The organism is Asticcacaulis solisilvae (assembly GCF_052327315.1).
Classification (GTDB): Bacteria; Pseudomonadota; Alphaproteobacteria; order Caulobacterales; family Caulobacteraceae; genus Asticcacaulis; species Asticcacaulis solisilvae_B.
This window is the reverse complement of sequence record NZ_CP166196.1, coordinates 1,696,774-1,714,871: the sequence shown is the minus strand read 5'-3', so window position 1 is coordinate 1,714,871 and position 18,098 is coordinate 1,696,774. Positions and strand designations below refer to the sequence as shown.

Below are 18,098 nucleotides of genomic sequence, written 5' to 3'. Positions count from 1 at the left end.
TGACGGTCTACCCCTCACCCTACCCTCCCCCCTTAAAAGGGGAGAGGAAGAATAAAACGAACCCGGCAAATTCCGTATGCACGGTAAACGAGGAAGGCCGAAGCATTCTTAGCCCTACCCTCTTCGCCTAAGCAGCACATCCCGCGCCGCATTAAGCGCACTGGCACGGGCCGCGTCTCCGCCCTGGTCGGGATGGGCGTCCTTCATAAGTCTCTTCCAGGCATTGCGCACGGCGGTCTTGTCGGCCCCGATGCCGAGACCCAGCGTCTGGTAGGCGCGGATTTCCTCGGCCGTATAGCTCGCTGCCGCCTGCGGTTCCCGCCGGCTCATCGTCCCCGACACCCGCACCGATCCGCTGAGCAGCAAGGCCAGGATGATGAAGCCGATACCCGCCGGCCACAGCCCTTGCACCATCATCGTCGCGCCGGCGGCCAGGGCCAGCAGGGCCAGCACGCTTCTGACCGCGCGGAACTGGCGAAACCACGGACCCGACTTCCATTTGCCGAGACGGACCTGCCGCCCGACCCAGACCAGCAGCATGAAAATAACGACGGGAACCGCTATCCACATGCGCGCAGGCCCTCTGCCTCATCGAGCCCCAGCGCTTGCATCAGGGCCAGCAGCTCTTGCCGCGCCGAGACATGGCTCATCGACAGGGCCACCGGCTTGACCTCGGGCGACAGGTCCTGGACCGTCAGGCCGAACGGGAACAGCTCGCGATAGATGACGCGGTCGCGCAGGCCCGGCAGAACCGAAAACCCGACACGCTTGCCGAGCGTCTGGACGCGCTCATCGACGCGCTTGCGGTTGCGCGCCTCGGTCGCCGCCAGGCGGTTGCGCAGCACGATCCAGTCGATCGAGCGCCCGTCCCACACGGCGCGCTGCTTGCGCGAATTCCATACGGTCTCGGCATAGATGGACGGCCGCTTGACCTCCAAAGTCACCGGATCGACCTGGCCCAGCAGGTCGAAGTCGATAAAGCTGTCGTTCATCGGCGTGACGATCATGTGCGCGGCGGCGTGCGCCCGGCGCGACAACACATGGTCGCCGCCCGGCGTGTCGATCAGAATATAGTCGGCGCCGTCGAGCGCTTCCTCGAACGCACGGTCGAAAGCCCGTTTCGCTTCGGTCTCCGGCGCCGCCAGCAGGGAGGCCGGCTGATCGTGCAGGTGCGGTTCAAAGGCATGCGGCAGACGCGCCCCATTGGCCGCCGCCCATTCGGCGCGGTTGGAAAAGAACCGGGCCAGCGAGCGCTGGCGCAGGTCGAGGTCGAGAAAGGCCACGCGCTTGCCCTGGTGCAGCAGGTGCACGGCCGTGTGCATGGCGACGGTGGATTTCCCCGCCCCGCCCTTCTCGTTGCCGAACACCAGGATACGCGCTGCCGTCATCAATAGCTCCTGCCCCTCTCTACACGACTCAGGGGACAGGAGTCACTTAGGCGCACCCGGCAGCCGCCGCCAGTGTGCACACCGCGATTCGCGTGGGTAAGTCCCGGTTATCGCGTTACGAATTTCGAGGCGCCGGCCGTCGCTTTGCTGGCATAAACCGCGACGGCATCTCCCGGAACTGGCCCCAGGTCCACATCGCCGTCCCGCCATAGCTTTCCGGAATGCACGGCATGATCGACCGGGGAGACGTAATTATAAAGGATATCGGTCCCGGCCTCGACCCCATAGCCGGCGTAGGCTTGCCCGGCCTGAACGGCAACCATGGCTGCGTCGCACGGCATTTCATTGATCACTTCCGCCTTCCGCGTCACGGCATCGCCTTGCTTTTCGACGCGGCACGCTTCGTCGGCCGAGATGACCGTTCCCGCGACCTGCGTATAGTTGAGCGCCAGGTCTATCCTGTTCCACGCCCAGGCCGCCGACAGCACGGCCAGCGCAAGACCAATCAGATAGAGCCGCAAATACCGCATAACGTCCCCCAACCTTCATGCCGACCCTAGCGCGACAGCCCGCGCAGGTCTATATTGCCCGACATGAACACAGATTCCGACTATCTCATCCGCTCCGAATCCATCCGCATCCACACGGAAGAGGATTTCGCAGGCATGCGCAAAGCCGGCCGGGTGGCCGCGGATTGCCTCGACATGCTGATCCCGCACGTCGTGCCGGGCGTGAAGACTTCGGATCTAGACGACCTGGCGCGCGAATTCATCATGGACCATGGCGGCCTTCCGGCCTGCCTGTACTATCGCGGCTACCAGAACACGGTCTGCATATCGCCGAACCACATCGTCTGCCACGGCATTCCGTCGGAAAAGACGCTGCGCGAAGGCGACATCGTCAATATCGACGTCACGGCCATCATCGACGGCTGGCACGGCGACACGTCGCGCATGTACGAGGTCGGCGACGTCGCGCCGCGCTCGCGCCGCCTGGTCGACATCACCTACGAATCCATCCGCCTGGGCCTTGAGCAGATCAAGCCCGGCAACACCTTCGGCGACATCGCCCACGCCATCCAGGTCTTCGCCGAAAGCCAGCGCTGCTCGGTCGTGCGCGACTTCTGCGGCCACGGCGTCGGTAAGATCTTCCACGACAATCCGAACGTCCTGCATTTCGGCCGCGCCGGCACCGGCCCGGTTCTGCAAAAGGGCATGTTCTTCACGGTCGAGCCGATGATCAACCTCGGCAAGCCCGACGTGAAGGTGCTGAACGACGGCTGGACCGCCGTGACGCGCGACAAGACGCTGTCGGCGCAATGCGAACACAGTGTCGGCGTCACCGATACCGGCGTCGAGATCTTCACCGCCTCGGTCACCGGCCAGTTCCGGCCGCAGCCGGCGAAATAGGCCGATGTCCGGGGGGATGGAAGACCAGGCGGACATCTTCGATGTTTCGGCCGCCGCACCCATCCGCCTCGACCACGGCGGCCATCGCCAGCGCCTGCGCGAACGGGCGCGCAAGGGCGGGCTTGAGGCCCTGCCCGACTACGAGCTTCTTGAGCTTTTCCTGTTCCGCTCGATCCCGCAGCGGGACGTCAAGCCGCTGGCCAAGGCGCTGCTTTCACGCTTCGGTTCGCTGCAAGGCGTGCTGTCGGCGCCGCTCGACGACATGCTTCAGGTGTCGGTGCTCGACGGCAAGGGCAAGGCGCTGAAGATGACGCCGGATATCGCGCTGGACCTCGGCCTGATGTTCGAGGCGACGCGGCGAACGGTTGCCGAGCCGCTGAAGCGCACGACTGTCGTGGCGTCGTGGTCGGCCCTGATCGACTATCTGCGCGTGACGCTGGCGCACGAACCGCGCGAACAGTTCCGCGTCCTCTTCCTCGACAACCAGAACAAGCTGATCGCCGACGAAGTGCTTGGCGTCGGCACGGTCAACCACGCTCCGGCCTATCCGCGCGAGATCATGAAGCGCGCCCTGGAACAGGGATCGAGCCATATCATCCTGGTGCACAACCACCCCTCCGGTGATCCATCGCCGTCGCAGGACGACATCGAGATGACCAGGGCCATCGTCGAGGCCGGCCGCGCCCTCGGGATCAAGGTCCATGACCATGTCATCGTCGGCCGCGAGGGCGTCGCCAGTCTGAGGCAGCTGGGCGCGTTATAACTATTGTTTTTCCTTATGAAGGATGCGGTTTACCCGGCTTTCGACCGCCTCGATCTTGCCCCACGAATTGCGGCCGGTCGTATTGACGAACACGATAACCACCGTGTCGATATCCTTGTGATAGCGGGCAATCGTCTCGTAGCCCGGCAGCAGGCCCGTATGTTCGTACGGATAGAGCGAGGTATAGATGGCCTGCTCTTCAGGCGTCAGCAGCGTGCCCGTGTTCAGAGCCCGCAGGAAGGTCCCGACATCGTCGGCGGTGGCGACCATCGAGCCGCCCGGGCTGGTCAGGCTGAGGGGCTTCATGTCCCCGGGATAGTCGAGATCGTAGCCGCTCATGACGTCCGCTGCGTTCACGTCGTCGAGCTGGCCGAAGGTATGGGTCAGGTGCAGCGGCGCCAGGATTTCGGCGCTGACGTAGTCGTCGTACTTGTAGCCCAGCGTCCGGTCGAGAATCCGCCCCAGGAGCAGGTAGTTGGTGTTGGAGTAGTGATAGCTGCTGTCGGGCTCGAAATCGGCGCGCCTGTCGAGGACCAGGCTCAGCGCCTCGTCCGGATGACCGTACTTGTCCCAGCGGAACCGCGAATCCTCGACGTAGTTATGGATGCCGCTGCGATGCCGGATCATCATCCTGAGCGTGATCCTGTCGGCATTGGCGATGTGCCCGGCCAGCTCTGGCAGGAGGTGCGCCAGGGTGTCGTCGAGCGACAGGCGATGCGCGGCGACCAGCTTGGTGGTGGCGGCAACCATATACATCTTGCTGACGCTGCCGATACGGAAGAAGGCGTGCGGGTCGGCGGCAACCCTGGTCTCCTTGTTCTTCCAGCCGGCGGCATAGAAGGCGGGCGGCTGCCCCTTGCGGTCGACATAGACGACGACGCCGTCGAGGCGATTTTGCACCGCCTGGTCGACCTCGCCCTGCACGGTGTCTGGCAGCGGCGCCATGTAGGCATAGGCCAGGTCCCATGGCACGAAGACGATGGCGCTGCCGATCGACAGTACGGCTACAAGTATCCAGATGATGCGTTTCATGCGTGCGTCTCCAAGGGATTTCAATCGCCCCATATGTCCCGGAAGGCAAGGATGGCGGCGCCGGCGGCCGCGGCATCCGCCGCGAGGCTGGCACGGCGCACCCTGAGCCGTGGATAGTTTTCACCGACATTCAGCGACAGCCGCCGCGCGACCTCCAGGCACAGGCGATCGGTGATGGCAGGCGGCAGGCGGCCGCCGATCAGGATGGCCTCGGGGTCCACGGTCGAGACCAGGCTCAGCAGGGGCAGGTAAAGCAGATCCGCCGCGGCACCGGTCCAGGCGTCGACGGCCTCGCTGGCCACAGGATCGGACAGGTCGATATCGTCGAGCCGGCGGACATGGAGGCCCCGTTTGCCCAGGGCTTCGAACAGTCCCGGGATCGAAACCGCATGCTCGATGGTGCGCGACAGGTCGCTGCGGCTCGACCGGAACGGATTCGATAGCGGCAGGATGCCGATTTCGCCGCTCTTGCCGTGACAGCCGCGGATATAGCGCCGGTTGATGACCAGTCCGCCGCCCAGGCCGACACCGATAAACAGGTAGACGAAGCTGTCGGCCCTGAGCCCGGCGCCGCATAGCATTTCCCCGATGGCGGCCGACGCCACGTCGTTTTCCCGGAGCAGCGGCGTCCCGACCAGGTCGCCGATGACGGCTTGCACCGGCCTGTGCGCCCATTCGCCGTAGCGCGACGGCGGGTCGCCGGCCCGGCAGGCCCCGAGGCTGTCGGGCGTCGCCACGCCGACTCCGACGATGCGCGACATGGGAATGACGCCGTCGGCGCGCAGGGTGTCGATGCAATCCGCGAAGAAACGGCGGACTGTATCGGGCGAAGCCAGCGGCGTGGCCAGGTGCTGGCGCATGCGCACCGTGCCGGCGAAATCGAGCGCCACGAAAGTCAACTGGTCGCGGTCGATATTGAGGCCGAGCGTAAAGGCCGCTTCCGGATTGATGGTCAGGACCGCGGCGGGTTGCCCCTTGCCGCCGTCGCGCACCCGGGTGCTGACCAGCCGGCGTTCGCCGAGCAAATCCTTGGCGATCTTGAAGACGGCCGGCTGCGTCAGCCCTGTGATGTCCGCCAGGTCCTTACGGCCGGCGCCCCCGCGGGCGCGGATGGCATGCATGATGATCTTGCGGTTATGGGCGGCGGCATCCTGGATATTGGCGCCCCGCGCCGTGTCGCCGACGTCCGGCACCTGCTGGCGGAAGGGCTCGTCATCCCGGAAGCTTCGCGAAAAACCGTGGCTGCGCACGTAGTTCATTTTATCCCCTTTTGGGGCAAGCCGTCCGCTCCAGGTCCCGACGAACGGCTTGCCCCTCCCCCCTGCCCCGCGGGGCAAGCCTGATCAGATGAAGTCGCGCCGGGTGTTCTGTACCAGCATGGTCGTCGCGATCGCCGTCACCGCCAAGGCAGCCTGGACGGCCACGACCGTGACCGCCTCCACGTTCCACACCGGCGCCGCGTCCCAGATGTGCGCGCCGATCGGCGGGAAATAGGCGATCGTCCACATGGAGGCCGAGGTGCCGACTTCGAAGAGCACGATGCACAGCACGGTCAGTCCCAGGGCCTGGCTCAGAAGGCTGACACTCAGGATCAGGGTATAGGCGAGGAAGCCGCCCATGAAGATCATGGTGACGAAGGGCAGCGCCCCCAGGGGCAAAAGCCCCCGTCCGAAGGCGAAATAATAGGCCACGGCCATGATCGCGAGCCAGAAGACGGTAAAGACCGACAGGTTGAGCGTAAGCTTGGCGCGGGTGAATTCCTTCACCGTCACCGGCAGGCTCATGATGAAGGCTTGCGTCGATTTTTCCTTCTCCATCACGTTCGTCTTCATCAGGACGACGATGCCGCAGGTGGCGGCCGGCCCCATCACCATGATGAAGCCGAGATTGGCCATCAGGACGAACGGCACGTGTCCTTGCATGACGCTGAGGATGCCGATGAAGAGGACGCTGACAAGGACGAAGCTCAGCACGACGCCACGCACCAGCCGGAAGTCCTTGCGGACCAGTTGAGAGACGATCGAGGCGCTCATGCGGCACGCTCCAGGACGGCGCCGGCCTTGGCGCTCTTGACGTTGATCAGGAAGATTTCTTCAAGGCTCAGGCGCTCGACGGCGTCGATGCTCAGCCCCGCGCCGGTAAAGGCGGCCAGGACGCTGTCGTCGTAATTGTTGAGCGTGACGATGCACAAACGGCCGCTTTGTTCGACATCCCTGATATTGGGCAGTGCCGGCAGCGCGACGCCGTCCCGATTGGTCAGGCGCAGACGGCGCCAGTTGTCCATGAAGTCTTCCTTGTTGCCGGATTCCAGGACGCGGCCACCATAGACGAAGGTGATGTAGTCCGAGATCTGTTCGACATCCTGGGTGTTGTGCGACGAAAACAGGATCGAGCGCGTCTCGTCTTCCAGCGCGTTCATCATCTCGTCCAGCACCTCCTTGCGTACGGCGGGATCAAGGCCGGTCGTCGGTTCGTCGAACACCAGAAGATTGGGCCGCCGCGCCAGGGCCAGCAGAAGGGTCGCCTTGACGCGCTGGCCGTGCGACAGCCCCTTGACCTTCTGCCCGGCGTTGAGATCGAAGCTGCGCAGAAGGCGTTTGGCGTATTCGCCGTCCCAGGTGTCGAAGATCGATTTGACGAAATCCATGTGGAACTGGATCGTCTGGGTCTCATACAGCCGCATGTCGTCCGACACGAAGCCGATATCGCGCTTGGCGGCGATCTGCCGGGCCGGCATGTCGTAGCCCAGGACCTTGACCGCGCCGCTGTCGGGGCCGATCAGGCCCATGACGATGCGCAATATGGTCGACTTGCCGGCGCCGTTAGGGCCCACCAGGCCCATGACCGCGCCCTGTTCGAACGCCAGGTCGACGTCCTTCAGATTGAAATGCTTGTAGCGCTTGTTGATGCCCACGCACTGTACCGCCAACGGCAAGTCCATAGCTCGCTCCCCTACTCCATATATGGTTTCAGCATCTGCACGATCGTGCTTTCCGGCAGATCCAGCGACCTGGCCAGCCGGCCGACCTGCTCGAGATGCCCGCGCAGTTCCTGTCTCTGGATCGTCTTCAGATCGATCGCGTCGCTGACCCGGCTGCCCTTGCCCTGCTGCGTGACGATGACCCCGTCCCGCTCCAGTTCCAGATAGGCGCGCTTGATCGTGATGACGCTGACCTTGGTTTCGACGGCCAGCTCGCGGATCGACGGCAGCGGCGTGTCGGGCGGCCAGTCCCCGACGGCGATCCGCTGCTTAATCTGCTCCATGATCTGCTGATACATGGGGCTGTTGTCGGTCTGCGAGAAGACGAAACCAAGCTTCATATACACGGTATACACAGTTGACGGGCACATGGCAAGACGCCGGCGGAAATTTTCTCCGCCGGCGTCCCCCTGTGTCCGATTATGTCAATAAATCAGGCCGATTGCCGCGCCGAAGGCAGCCCGATCCTGCGGTGGGCAAAGGCCCGCGCCCCGGCGACACAGGCGACGACCGCCACCATGACCAGCAACATCGACGCGCTGACCGCTTCGTGCAGCAGGACCGCCGCCAGGAGCAGGCCGAAGAAGGGCTGCAGCAATTGCAGCTGGCCGACCGCTGCGATTCCGCCCTGCGACAGGCCGCGGTACCAGAAGATGAAGCCGATCAGCATGCTGAAGATCGAGACGTAAGCCAGGCCGGCAAGCGACGGTATGGTCGGCTGTCCGGCCGAAGGCAACAGGACCAGACTGGCCGGCAGCGTGACCGGCAAGGCGATGACCAGCGCCCAGCAGATGACCTGCCAGCCGCCGAGCGTGCGCGAAAGTCTGGCGCCCTCGGCATAGCCCAGTCCACACACCACCACCGAGGCCAGCAACAGGCCGTCGCCCAGAAACGACGCCGACAGCCCCTGGACAACGGCGAAACCGCCGACGCACAGGCTGCCAAGTCCCGAAAACAGCCAGAACAGCGCTTGTGGCCGCTCCCCGCCCCTCAGCACCGCGAACACGGCGGTGGACAAGGGCAGCAGGCCGATAAAGACCAGGGAGTGCGCCGAGGTGACGTGCCTGAGCGCGAGCGCGCTGAGCAGCGGAAACCCCACGACAACACCTCCGGCGGTGATCAGCAGCGGCCGGAAATCGGCGCGCGACGGACGCTTTTCGCGGAAATACACCAGCATGGCCACGGCCAGGACACCGGCAATGGCGGCGCGCGCCATGGTCACGAATACCGGATCGAGATCCAGCACGGCGGCGCGCGTCGCGGGCATCGAGCCGCTGAAAATCACCACGCCAATCAATCCGTTGAGCCAGCCGCTGGCCGCCTTGGTCATAACACTCTCCTCTATATGGAGGTGTGTCTATGACTTGCGGCCCCTCGCCTGACCAGAGACGATATGATACAGTTTGACCGAACTGTTATGCTCAAAGGATCCATACAGATGGCTGACAGCCTTCCTGGCATAACCCGCGTCGCCGAAGCCATGGCGGCGATCCGCGGCCGTATCCAGACGCGCAGTCTGACGCCCGGCGACCGCTTACCGTCTGTGCGGGCCTTCGCCAAAACCATGGCCATGTCGGTGTCGACCATCGTCGAAGCCTACGAACGGCTGGCCGCCGAAGGCGTCATCCGCTCGCGCCCAGGCTCGGGCTTTTATGTCGCGGGGCAACTGGCGCCGCTGTCCCTGGCCGATATCGGACCGCGGCTCGACCGTGCCGTCGATCCCTTATGGGTGTCGCGTCAGTCGCTGGAGGCGGACACGACGCTTAAGCCCGGCTGCGGCTGGCTGCCGGCGGACTGGATGCCGCAGGAGGGGTTGCGCAAGGCGTTGAGGACGCTTTCGCGCGCAGACGACGCCACCTTGACCGACTACGGCATGCCGCTCGGCCTGCCGGCCCTGCGGCAATTGCTGTCACGGCGCATGGCCGACCGCAGTATCGAGGCGCCGCCTGAGCGCATCATGCTGACCGAATCGGGGACGCAGGCCATCGATCTGATCTGCCGCTTCATGCTGGAGCCCGGCGATACGGTCGTGGTCGACGATCCGTGCTATTTCAACTTCCACGCCCTGCTGCGCGCCCATCAGGCCCGCGTCGTCGGCGTGCCCTATACGCCGACCGGCCCCGACATCGAACGCTTCGCCGAGGTGCTGGCGGTGGAAAAACCGCGCCTCTACATCACCAATTCGGCGCTGCATAATCCGACGGGCGCGACTTTGTCGCCGGTGGCGGCGCACCGGGTGCTCAAGCTGGCCGAGCAGCACGGCGTCACCATCATCGAGGACGATATCTTCGCCGATTTCGAGCCCCTGCCCGCCCCGCGCCTGGCGGCCTTCGACGGGCTGGATCGCGTCATCCACGTCGGCAGCTTCACCAAGACCCTGTCGGCCTCGATCCGCTGCGGCTTTATCGCGGCGCGCGGCGACTGGATCGAGGGCCTGCGCGACCTGAAGATCGCGACATCCTTCGGCGGCGGGCGGCTGGGGGCGGAGTTGGTATTCAACGTGCTGCGCGACGGCAGCTACCGCAAGCATGTCGAGGGTTTGCGGCTCAAGCTGTCGCGCGCCATGGCGACGACGATCACGCATCTGAAGGCTGTCGGCATCGTGCCTTGGCTGGAGCCCGAAGCCGGCATGTTCATCTGGTGCCGGTTGCCGGAGGGTTTCGACGCGGCGGAACTTGCGCGGCAGGCGCTTCAGGAAGATATCGTACTGGCGCCCGGCAATGCCTTCAGCCTGTCGCAATCGGCCAGCGGGTACCTGCGTTTCAACGTCGCGCAATGCAACGACGAACGGCTGTTCGCGTTTTTACGCAAGGCGATGAAGGGACGTTAGCCCAGGGCGAATGTGACAGGGCCCGCGCTTTATTTCGTGTCGTTCAGTTCCGGGTTGATGCCCAGCGCCTTGACCGATTCGAGCGAAATCTGGCCCTGCGGCAGGTTATTGTCGGCCTGGAACTTCTGCATGGCCTGGACGGTCTGCGCACCCAGATGCCCGTCGACGGCGCCGGGATTGTATCCCTTGGCCGCCAGCGCCTGCTGAATATGTGTGATCAGGCCCGGCGACGCATTGCGGCGACACAGGACGCGGCGCCATACGGCGTCGGCCGGTTGGGTGACGCGGGTCTTCTGGACGTCCTGATAGACGGCCGGGATCGTATAGGTCTCGGTGTGCTCGGGCGTCACGACCTGCTTGACGCGGCGCTTTTCGACGACCGCCGGGATGACGTGATCCTCGACGCGCTCGGGCTGGTCGACCACCTGATGCGTGACCTGGCGGGTGACAGCCGGCACTTCGATGCGGCGGGTCGTTTCGGGCTGGACCATGACGCGCTTCTGCACGTCGCGGTACCTGGCCGGGATTTCCTTCAGGCACCAGACGGCCGGCGGATTGCCGTCCTTCAGGTAACGGCGCGCCTCTTCGGTGGTCGGCACCGGATCGTGATTCTTTCCGGGCCAGGTCAGATAGCCGTCGTCGCGATAACGCACCGGCGCATGATCGACCGGGGTCACCATCGGCGCGTCCAGCGCCTCGCCGGCGCTCTTCACCCATTCCTGGTGCGCGGGCTCGACCAGCTCATGCACGGTCTGCGTCTCATAGACGGCAGGCACGACCTCTTCCCGAACCGTGGCCTCGCGGACCGTGACCGTCTCGGTGCGCATGGAGGTTACGGCCGGAATGACGCGGTGTTCGACGCGCTCGGGGCGCACCACCACGTCCTTGTCGACCTCCTGGATCACGGCGGGAACGACACGCTTTTCGACGTGTTCGGGCGTCACCATCACATGGTCGCTATAGGCCTCCATCTGCGGCGGCGACAACAGCCGCGCATAGCATTCGCCCGGCTTGGCGTTGTCGCGGACGTCAGCCGGCAGGTCCTTCATCGCCGGGTCCTTGTCGCCCTTGTCCTTGCAGGCGATGACGCCGGCGGCCTCTTCGTCCGCCTCATGGGCGTCGACGGGCGGCAGGCGCGTGTCGGGTCCCTGCGGCGCGGCGTCGCTGGTGCCCTTTTGCAGGACCTGGACGGTGCGCTCGGCGGCGACCTTGGACGCGGCTTTGAACGAGTCGCTGACCTCAGGCTTGGCGACCGGGGGTTTGGCCACCGGCTTGTGCTTTACGGCGGCGCCCGCCGGCGACGCCGACAGGGCGGCGACCAGAATCAAGGCGGCGCCCGCCTTCAGGCAGGACAGAGCGGAACTGCGACGCAGCAAGGATTTCAACACGGCAAACAACCCCAACTTACCCGGATATTCGTCTCGGAATTAACCTTTTATATACCGCACCGCCAAGGGCTCACACCTGTTAAGGGTAAATTAACCGATTTTTTTTGGCACCGCAACGACGGGGCTGCATTGTGACATTTTGACTTGACTAATGCCCCCGTATTCCCAATCAAGCGCGCGACCTGATTTTCCCCCGCATATGCACCGCAAAGGCTCCGCTCATGATCTCCCGTTACGCCCGCAAGGAAGCCGCCGCCATCTGGGATTCGGCCACCAAGTACAAGATCTGGTTCGAGATCGAAGCCCACGCCGCCACCAAGATGGCGGAACTGGGCGTCATCCCGGCTGATGCCGCCGAAACCCTGTGGGCCAAGGGCAAGGACGCCGCCTTCGATTCGGACCGCATCGACGAGATCGAGCGCACCGTAAAGCACGACGTCATCGCGTTTCTCACCCACGTCTCGGAAATCGTCGGCCCTGAGGCGCGCTTCCTGCACCAGGGCATGACGTCGTCGGACGTGCTCGACACCTGCTTCGCCGTCCAGCTCCAGCGCTCGACCGACCTGTTGATCAACGGCGTCGACCGCGTCCTGGCCGCGATCAAAAAGCGCGCCGAAGAGCACAAGTATACGCCGACCGTCGGCCGCAGCCACGGCATCCACGCCGAGCCGGTGACCTTCGGGCTCAAGCTGGCCGGCTATTACGCCGAATTCACCCGCGCCCGCGCCCGCCTGATCACGGCGCGCGACGAAATCTCGACCTGCGCCATTTCGGGCGCCGTCGGCACCTTCGCCAACGTCTCTCCCGAAGTCGAAGCCTATGTCGCCGACAAGATGGGTCTCAGCGTCGAGCCCGTCTCGACCCAGGTCATCCCGCGCGACCGCCACGCGGCCTATTTTGCGGCGCTGGGCGTCGTCGCCTCGTCGATCGAGCGCCTGGCCGTCGAAATCCGCCACCTGCAACGCACTGAAGTGCTGGAAGCCGAGGAGTTCTTCTCGGCCGGCCAGAAGGGCTCGTCGGCCATGCCGCACAAGCGCAACCCGGTCCTGACCGAAAACCTGACCGGCCTGGCGCGCCTGGTGCGTTCGGCCGTTGTGCCCGCCATGGAAAACGTCGCCCTGTGGCACGAACGCGATATCAGCCATTCCTCGGTCGAACGCGGCATCGCGCCCGACGCCACGGTTCACCTCGACTTCGCCTTGCAACGCCTCGGCATGGTCATGGAAAACCTGGTCATCTATCCGGAAAACATGCAGAAGAACCTCGACCGCCTGGGCGGCCTGGTCCATTCGCAGCGTGTCCTGCTGGCCCTGACGCAGAAGGGCATGTCGCGCGAGGACAGCTATTCGGCCGTGCAGCGCAACGCCATGAAGGTGTGGCGCGGCGAAGGCAACTTCCTCGACTTCCTGGCGGCCGACGAAGACGTGGGCAAGTTCTTCACGCGCGAACAACTCGAGCCCTTCTTCAGCATGGATTACCACACCAAGCACGTCGACACGATTTTTAGCCGAGTTTTCGGCTAAAAATCTCTTTCTTCAGCTCAATCGCCGCATGGCTCGGGCAAACGTGCCCGACGGGCAGTCGCCCTTGCCAACGGCAATTTCATTTGCCGTTGGAATTCAGGACAATGATTAAGCTTCAGCGCGACGCCTTCGATACGGCCGGCTATGTCAGCCGCTTCACCAACAAGGGCCGCGTCCGGCTGGAAGGCGCGGTGTCGGCTGACGATGCCGACGCCGTCCACCTCGCGCTGGAGCAAAAGACGCCGTGGGAACTGCATCTGATGGGCCGCGAAGGCGCCCCTGAGATCATCAACCGCCGCGAACTGTCCGCCCTGCCCGAGGCCGATATCCAGCAGCGCCTGCAGGACGCCGCCGAACTGGCGCAGGACGGCCTGTCGTGGCTGCGCCTGGGTTACGGGCTGATGGACCGATCGCGCGACGATATCGCCCTGTCGGATATCGCATCGCTTATAGCCTCGCCCGACTTCGCGGCCTTCTGCGAAAGCCTGACGGGACTGTCGGGCCTGACGCTGACGGCGCTCGACGCGGTCTGCTATCGTCCCGGAGACTTCTTCACCCAGCACACCGATTTGGGCGCGCGCCTGTGCTTCGAATGGAGCTTCACGCCGGGCTGGCGCTCGGACTGGGGTGGGCAGCTTCTGTTCCATTCGCCGTCGGGCGATATCGAAGGCGGTATCATGCCGCGCCTCAACGACCTCGCGCTCTATGCCGGCGACCAGCCGCGCTCGATCGCCTCGGTCGCGCCCTATGCCGGCGGCCCGCGCTTCTCGATTATCGGACGGTTTGTGTAAGGCGGCGCTTTACGCCCCGGCCTTCAGCGATTCCCGCGACTGGGCCAGGAATTCGGCCGCTTTCACGCGGACTTCGGATTCGCGCACGGCGATGTTGGACGCCGTGAGGTCGCCCAGGATCTTGCGGATCACGTCTTCTTCGGTGGTCTGGTCGCTGCCGCGGTCGAGCGCGCGGGCGTAGGATTCGATCGACTCACCGTTCAGGCCCATCTTTTCGCCGGCCCACAGGCCGATCAAACGATTGCGGCGCTGAGCCGCCATGTATTCGAACCCGTCCGCGCCGTCGAGGCCATTCGCCGCGATACCAGTCACAGCTAAGCCTGTCACGGCGATATCAGAAAAACGCGGGTCGATACTGGACATGGAGAAAACCTTTCAGGCAGGTGAATGTTTTAAATCTCCTTAACCGCAAGCGCAACCTGCAAACCGACATTTACAGAGCAAAAGTTTTTGTTTATTTGCGGCGGCGAAAGGCATCCTTTAAGATGCCGAACCGTAATTGAGGACGGACGAACCCTTTCCCGACAGCCTGACGGCCCGGTCACGCCCCCTTTGGGCGCGCAGTCGTCATCCAGGCATTTTCGCCGGGTCCGGAGCAATTCCGCCGCCGTCCGCCAATGGATTCGCAAAGTTGGAACCGCTGATGACCACCCGCCGCAAGAAAATCTACGAAGGCAAGGCCAAGATCCTGTACGAAGGCCCCGAGCCCGGTACCCTGATCCAGTACTTCAAGGACGACGCCACCGCCTTCAACGCGCAGAAAAAAGCCGTGCTGGAAGGCAAGGGCGTCATCAACAACCGCATCTCCGAATTCGTCATGACCAAGCTGACGAACATCGGCGTGCAGAACCACTTCATCAAGCGCCTGAACCTGCGCGAACAACTGATCCGCGAAGTCGAGATCATCCCGCTGGAAGTCGTCTGCCGCAATGTCGTCGCAGGCTCCATGGCCAAGCGCTTCGGCCTGCCGGAAGGCCAGCAGCTGCCGCGCTCGATCATCGAATTCTACTACAAGAACGACGCCCTCGAAGACCCGATGGTCACCGAAGAGCACATCACGGCTTTCAACTGGGCCAACACCCAGGAAATCGACGACATCCTGGCGATGACCCTGCGCGTCAACGACTTCCTGGCCGGCATGTTCGCCGCCGTCGGCATCACGCTGGTCGATTTCAAGATCGAATACGGCCGCCTGTTCGAAGGCGACTTCTCGCGCGTCATCCTGGCCGACGAGATCAGCCCCGATTCGTGCCGCCTGTGGGACGCCCAGACCAACGAGAAGCTGGACAAGGACCGCTTCCGCCGCGACATGGGCAATGTCATCGAAAGCTATACCGAGGTCGCCAAGCGTCTCGGCATCATGGGCGATATGCCGAAAGTCATCGAAGGCGGAATGCAGTAATGAAGGCGAAAGTTCACGTGTTTCTGAAGCCGGGCGTCCTCGACGTCCAGGGCAAGGCCGTCGAAGGCGCGCTGCACGGCCTCGGCTGGGACGGCGTCTCGAACGTCCGCGTCGGCAAGGTGCTGGAATTCGACCTGAACGCCACGTCGGAAGACGAGGCGAAGACCGAGCTCAAGGCCATGTGCGACAAGCTCCTGGCCAATACGGTCATCGAATCCTACAAGGTCGAGGTCGCCTGAGCATGAAAGCCGCCGTCCTCGTCTTTCCGGGTTCCAACTGCGACCGCGACTGCAAGACGGCCGTCGAAACGACGGTCGGCGGCCAGGTCGAAATGGTCTGGCACCAGGAAAGCACCCTGCCCTCCGGTCTCGACCTGATCGTCATTCCGGGCGGTTTCTCCTACGGCGATTACCTGCGTTGCGGCGCCATGGCGTCGCTGTCGCCGGTCATGGCGGCGGTCAAGGCCGAAGCGGAACGCGGCGTCTCGGTGCTGGGCATCTGCAACGGCTTTCAGATCCTGTGCGAATCGGGCCTGCTGCCCGGCGCCCTGCTGCGCAATGCCCAGCTGAAATATGTCTGCAAGCCGATCGAGCTTAAGATCGAAAACCGCAATACGCGCTTCACCAATGCCTACGGCAACCAGCAGACCGTGTGGATGACGCAGGGCAATGGCGACGGCAATTTCTTCGCCGATGCCGACACGCTGAAGGCCATCGAGGACAACGACCAGGTCGTCTTCCGCTACGCCGAAAACCCCAATGGGTCGGTCAACGACATCGCCGGCATCGTCAATAAAGCCGGCAATGTGCTGGGCATGATGCCGCACCCTGACCGCGCCTTCGAACCGGCCCTGGGTTCGTCCGACGGCGCGCCGATGTTCCATAGCCTGGTCAGCGCGCTGCAGGTGGCTTGACGCTTTTGCCCCTCCCCGTGCGAAGCATGGGGAGGGGGACCGCCCGTAGCGATAGCGGAGGGTGGTGGTGGGGTTTCTTGCTTGCTTTGAAACACCCGCGACAGAAAGAAAGCAAGAAACCCCACCACCACTCGCTACGCTCGCGGTCCCCCTCCCCATCGCTTCGCGACGGGGAGGTACAAGTAGTGACGAAACACGGTTAATCGGCTATCAGGTACGAATGAAACAAGTTCGCGCCCTCGCCGCCCTGGCCCTTGTCGCCGGCTGCACGCCCCATCCCGCCCAGCCTGAAAAGCCGAAGCCCGGCTTCGCCGCCGCGGCGTGCGCCGAAAGCTTTGCAGGACTGCCCAACAAGGTCGATTGCGGCACCATGACGGTCGAGGAGACGCGCGGAGCGAACAATGGCCGACTGGTCAGCTTCCCCGTCGTTATCGTCCACGCCACAAACACCAGGCCCAAGGCCGATCCGGTCATCTACCTCCACGGCGGCCCGGGCGGCGGCATCATCCATGGCCTGGCCGACCGCCTGCGCGCCGGAAAAGTCCCGCTGACGCCCGATCGCGACTGGATATTCTTCGACCAGCGCGGCACCGGGCAGTCGACGCCGCTGCTCGACTGCGGCACGGCGCCCCTGTCCGACGCCGGCGTGACCTCCGACGAAGGCGTCGGCATCCTCAAAGCCTGCGGCGAAAAGTTCACCGCCGCCGGAATCGACCTGTCGCAATACAACAGCGCCGTCATCGTCAAGGATATCCGCGACCTGCGCGCCGCCCTGCATATCACCACCTACAACCTGTTCGGCGTGTCCTATGGCACGCGTGTCGCCATGGCCGTCATGCAGCACGACCCGAAAGATCTGCGCGCTGCCGTGCTCGATTCGGTCTGGCCGCCCGAAGCGAGCGCCACCGGTCCCCTGCCTGGGCTGGTCTCGCGCGAGGTCCGCCAGGTCCTGACCCTGTGCGCCGCCGACACGGCCTGCAACGCGGCCTATCCCGACCTTGAGCGCCGCTTCGACAAGCGTCTGACGGCCTGGCTGAAAGCGCCCGTCGTCAAGGACGGCAAGACCTATACGGCCGACGGCGTGGCCGCCTACCTGCTCGACGCCATCTACGGCACCGACAGCGCCCGCGCCCTGCCCGGCTCGATCGATGCCCTGGTCAAGGGCGACTATCGCGGTCTCGACCAGTTCATGGTCGAACAGAGCGGCTATGTCGAAGGCCAGTTCTTCACCCACATGTGCAAGGAAGAATTCCCCTTCGAGCAGCCGTCCGCCGTCGAAACCGGCCTCGACGAAGCCGATCCGATCGCCCAGGCGACGGCGCGCGACGTCCGCCGCTTCTTCCCGGTGTGCGAAGGTTTCAAGGTCGGCGCGCCCGATCCCGTCGAGAACCAGCCATTGACCAGCGATGTCCCCGCCCTGCTGCTGACCGCCGATATCGACGCCGGCTGCCCGGCCGAGCTGTCTGACGCGGCGGTGAAACGCCTTTCCCACGGCGCGCACTACACCTTCGCCAACCGCACGCACGGCGTCAGCCGGCAAAGCCCGTGCGCCCAGGCCATGGTCAAACAATTCCTGGCCACCGCCGACGCCCATGTCGATGCGGCCTGCCTGCCCGGGGATCATCCGAAATTCGAATTCATCCTGACGGCAAAGCGCTGACATCGGACGGTTTTGGGCT

The 18,098-nt window shown here is 64.3% G+C and carries 20 protein-coding genes; 9 read left to right on the top strand and 11 right to left on the bottom strand.

Annotated elements, in window-relative coordinates; translation table 11 throughout:
* Positions 1-114 precede the first annotated feature (114 nt).
* The 3 genes from AB8717_RS07880 to AB8717_RS07870 form a co-directional block, all read right to left on the bottom strand.
* Positions 115-570 (bottom strand): J domain-containing protein, encoded by a 456-nt coding sequence (locus tag AB8717_RS07880; RefSeq protein ID WP_443750479.1) that lies wholly within the window; start codon positions 568-570, stop codon positions 115-117.
* Complete coding sequence (locus tag AB8717_RS07875; RefSeq protein WP_443750478.1) at positions 561-1,388, bottom strand: division plane positioning ATPase MipZ; 828 nt, start codon at positions 1,386-1,388, stop codon at positions 561-563. Before AB8717_RS07875 ends, AB8717_RS07880 begins: the two co-directional genes overlap by 10 nt.
* A gap of 107 nt (positions 1,389-1,495) precedes the next feature.
* Positions 1,496-1,918, bottom strand: a complete 423-nt coding sequence (locus AB8717_RS07870; RefSeq protein ID WP_443750477.1) for a hypothetical protein — start codon at positions 1,916-1,918, stop codon at positions 1,496-1,498.
* 63 nt (positions 1,919-1,981) lie between these two features.
* On the opposite strand from AB8717_RS07870, the gene map reads away from it, so the two are divergent.
* Together map and radC are read left to right on the top strand one after the other, a co-directional pair.
* On the top strand, positions 1,982-2,797 hold the full coding sequence (gene map / locus AB8717_RS07865) for a type I methionyl aminopeptidase (protein ID WP_443750476.1): 816 nt from the start codon (positions 1,982-1,984) through the stop codon (positions 2,795-2,797).
* A 16-nt stretch (positions 2,798-2,813) separates the two neighbouring features.
* Positions 2,814-3,560: a RadC family protein gene (gene radC, locus AB8717_RS07860; RefSeq protein ID WP_443750870.1), complete on the top strand. Its 747-nt coding sequence runs from the start codon at positions 2,814-2,816 to the stop codon at positions 3,558-3,560.
* On the opposite strand, the gene AB8717_RS07855 is transcribed toward radC, so the two are convergent.
* The 6 genes from AB8717_RS07855 to AB8717_RS07830 all read right to left on the bottom strand — a co-directional run bounded on the left by AB8717_RS07855 (position 3,561) and on the right by AB8717_RS07830 (position 8,902).
* Positions 3,561-4,592, bottom strand: coding sequence for a serine hydrolase domain-containing protein (locus AB8717_RS07855; protein WP_443750475.1), 1,032 nt, complete (start codon positions 4,590-4,592; stop codon positions 3,561-3,563).
* 20 nt (positions 4,593-4,612) lie between these two features.
* Positions 4,613-5,851 (bottom strand): ROK family protein, encoded by a 1,239-nt coding sequence (locus tag AB8717_RS07850; RefSeq protein WP_443750474.1) that lies wholly within the window; start codon positions 5,849-5,851, stop codon positions 4,613-4,615.
* A gap of 84 nt (positions 5,852-5,935) precedes the next feature.
* Positions 5,936-6,625 (bottom strand): hypothetical protein, encoded by a 690-nt coding sequence (locus tag AB8717_RS07845; RefSeq protein ID WP_443750473.1) that lies wholly within the window; start codon positions 6,623-6,625, stop codon positions 5,936-5,938.
* On the bottom strand, positions 6,622-7,533 hold the full coding sequence (locus AB8717_RS07840) for an ABC transporter ATP-binding protein (RefSeq protein WP_443750472.1): 912 nt from the start codon (positions 7,531-7,533) through the stop codon (positions 6,622-6,624). The genes AB8717_RS07845 and AB8717_RS07840 overlap by 4 nt, the downstream gene beginning before the upstream one ends.
* Before the next feature lie 11 nt (positions 7,534-7,544).
* A complete protein-coding gene (locus AB8717_RS07835) occupies positions 7,545-7,913 on the bottom strand; it encodes a GntR family transcriptional regulator (RefSeq protein ID WP_443750869.1) in 369 nt (122 codons plus the stop codon).
* A gap of 92 nt (positions 7,914-8,005) precedes the next feature.
* Complete coding sequence (locus AB8717_RS07830; RefSeq protein ID WP_443750471.1) at positions 8,006-8,902, bottom strand: DMT family transporter; 897 nt, start codon at positions 8,900-8,902, stop codon at positions 8,006-8,008.
* A 108-nt stretch (positions 8,903-9,010) separates the two neighbouring features.
* On the opposite strand from AB8717_RS07830, the gene AB8717_RS07825 reads away from it, so the two are divergent.
* Positions 9,011-10,402, top strand: coding sequence for an aminotransferase-like domain-containing protein (locus AB8717_RS07825; protein WP_443750470.1), 1,392 nt, complete (start codon positions 9,011-9,013; stop codon positions 10,400-10,402).
* Positions 10,403-10,431: 29 nt separating this feature from the next.
* Here the strand turns inward: AB8717_RS07825 and AB8717_RS07820 are convergent, their stop codons facing one another.
* A complete protein-coding gene (locus tag AB8717_RS07820) occupies positions 10,432-11,790 on the bottom strand; it encodes a peptidoglycan-binding domain-containing protein (RefSeq protein WP_443750469.1) in 1,359 nt (452 codons plus the stop codon).
* A 221-nt stretch (positions 11,791-12,011) separates the two neighbouring features.
* On the opposite strand from AB8717_RS07820, the gene purB reads away from it, so the two are divergent.
* Positions 12,012-13,313 carry an adenylosuccinate lyase gene (gene purB / locus AB8717_RS07815; RefSeq protein WP_443750468.1) on the top strand — a complete coding sequence of 434 codons (1,302 nt, stop codon included), beginning with the start codon at positions 12,012-12,014 and terminating at the stop codon, positions 13,311-13,313.
* 104 nt (positions 13,314-13,417) lie between these two features.
* Positions 13,418-14,104, top strand: coding sequence for a 2OG-Fe(II) oxygenase family protein (locus AB8717_RS07810; protein ID WP_443750467.1), 687 nt, complete (start codon positions 13,418-13,420; stop codon positions 14,102-14,104).
* Between the two features lie 9 nt (positions 14,105-14,113).
* On the opposite strand, the gene AB8717_RS07805 is transcribed toward AB8717_RS07810, so the two are convergent.
* Positions 14,114-14,467 (bottom strand): ATPase inhibitor subunit zeta, encoded by a 354-nt coding sequence (locus AB8717_RS07805; protein ID WP_443750466.1) that lies wholly within the window; start codon positions 14,465-14,467, stop codon positions 14,114-14,116.
* 280 nt (positions 14,468-14,747) lie between these two features.
* On the opposite strand from AB8717_RS07805, the gene purC reads away from it, so the two are divergent.
* From purC to AB8717_RS07785, 4 genes are all read left to right on the top strand, one after another.
* A complete protein-coding gene (purC, locus tag AB8717_RS07800; RefSeq protein WP_443750465.1) occupies positions 14,748-15,506 on the top strand; it encodes a phosphoribosylaminoimidazolesuccinocarboxamide synthase in 759 nt (252 codons plus the stop codon).
* Positions 15,506-15,745, top strand: coding sequence for a phosphoribosylformylglycinamidine synthase subunit PurS (gene purS, locus AB8717_RS07795; RefSeq protein ID WP_443750464.1), 240 nt, complete (start codon positions 15,506-15,508; stop codon positions 15,743-15,745). Before purC ends, purS begins: the two co-directional genes overlap by 1 nt.
* A 2-nt stretch (positions 15,746-15,747) precedes the next feature.
* Positions 15,748-16,419, top strand: coding sequence for a phosphoribosylformylglycinamidine synthase subunit PurQ (gene purQ / locus AB8717_RS07790; RefSeq protein ID WP_443750463.1), 672 nt, complete (start codon positions 15,748-15,750; stop codon positions 16,417-16,419).
* Positions 16,420-16,639: 220 nt separating this feature from the next.
* On the top strand, positions 16,640-18,079 hold the full coding sequence (locus tag AB8717_RS07785; protein ID WP_443750462.1) for an alpha/beta hydrolase: 1,440 nt from the start codon (positions 16,640-16,642) through the stop codon (positions 18,077-18,079).
* Positions 18,080-18,098: the final 19 nt, after the last annotated feature.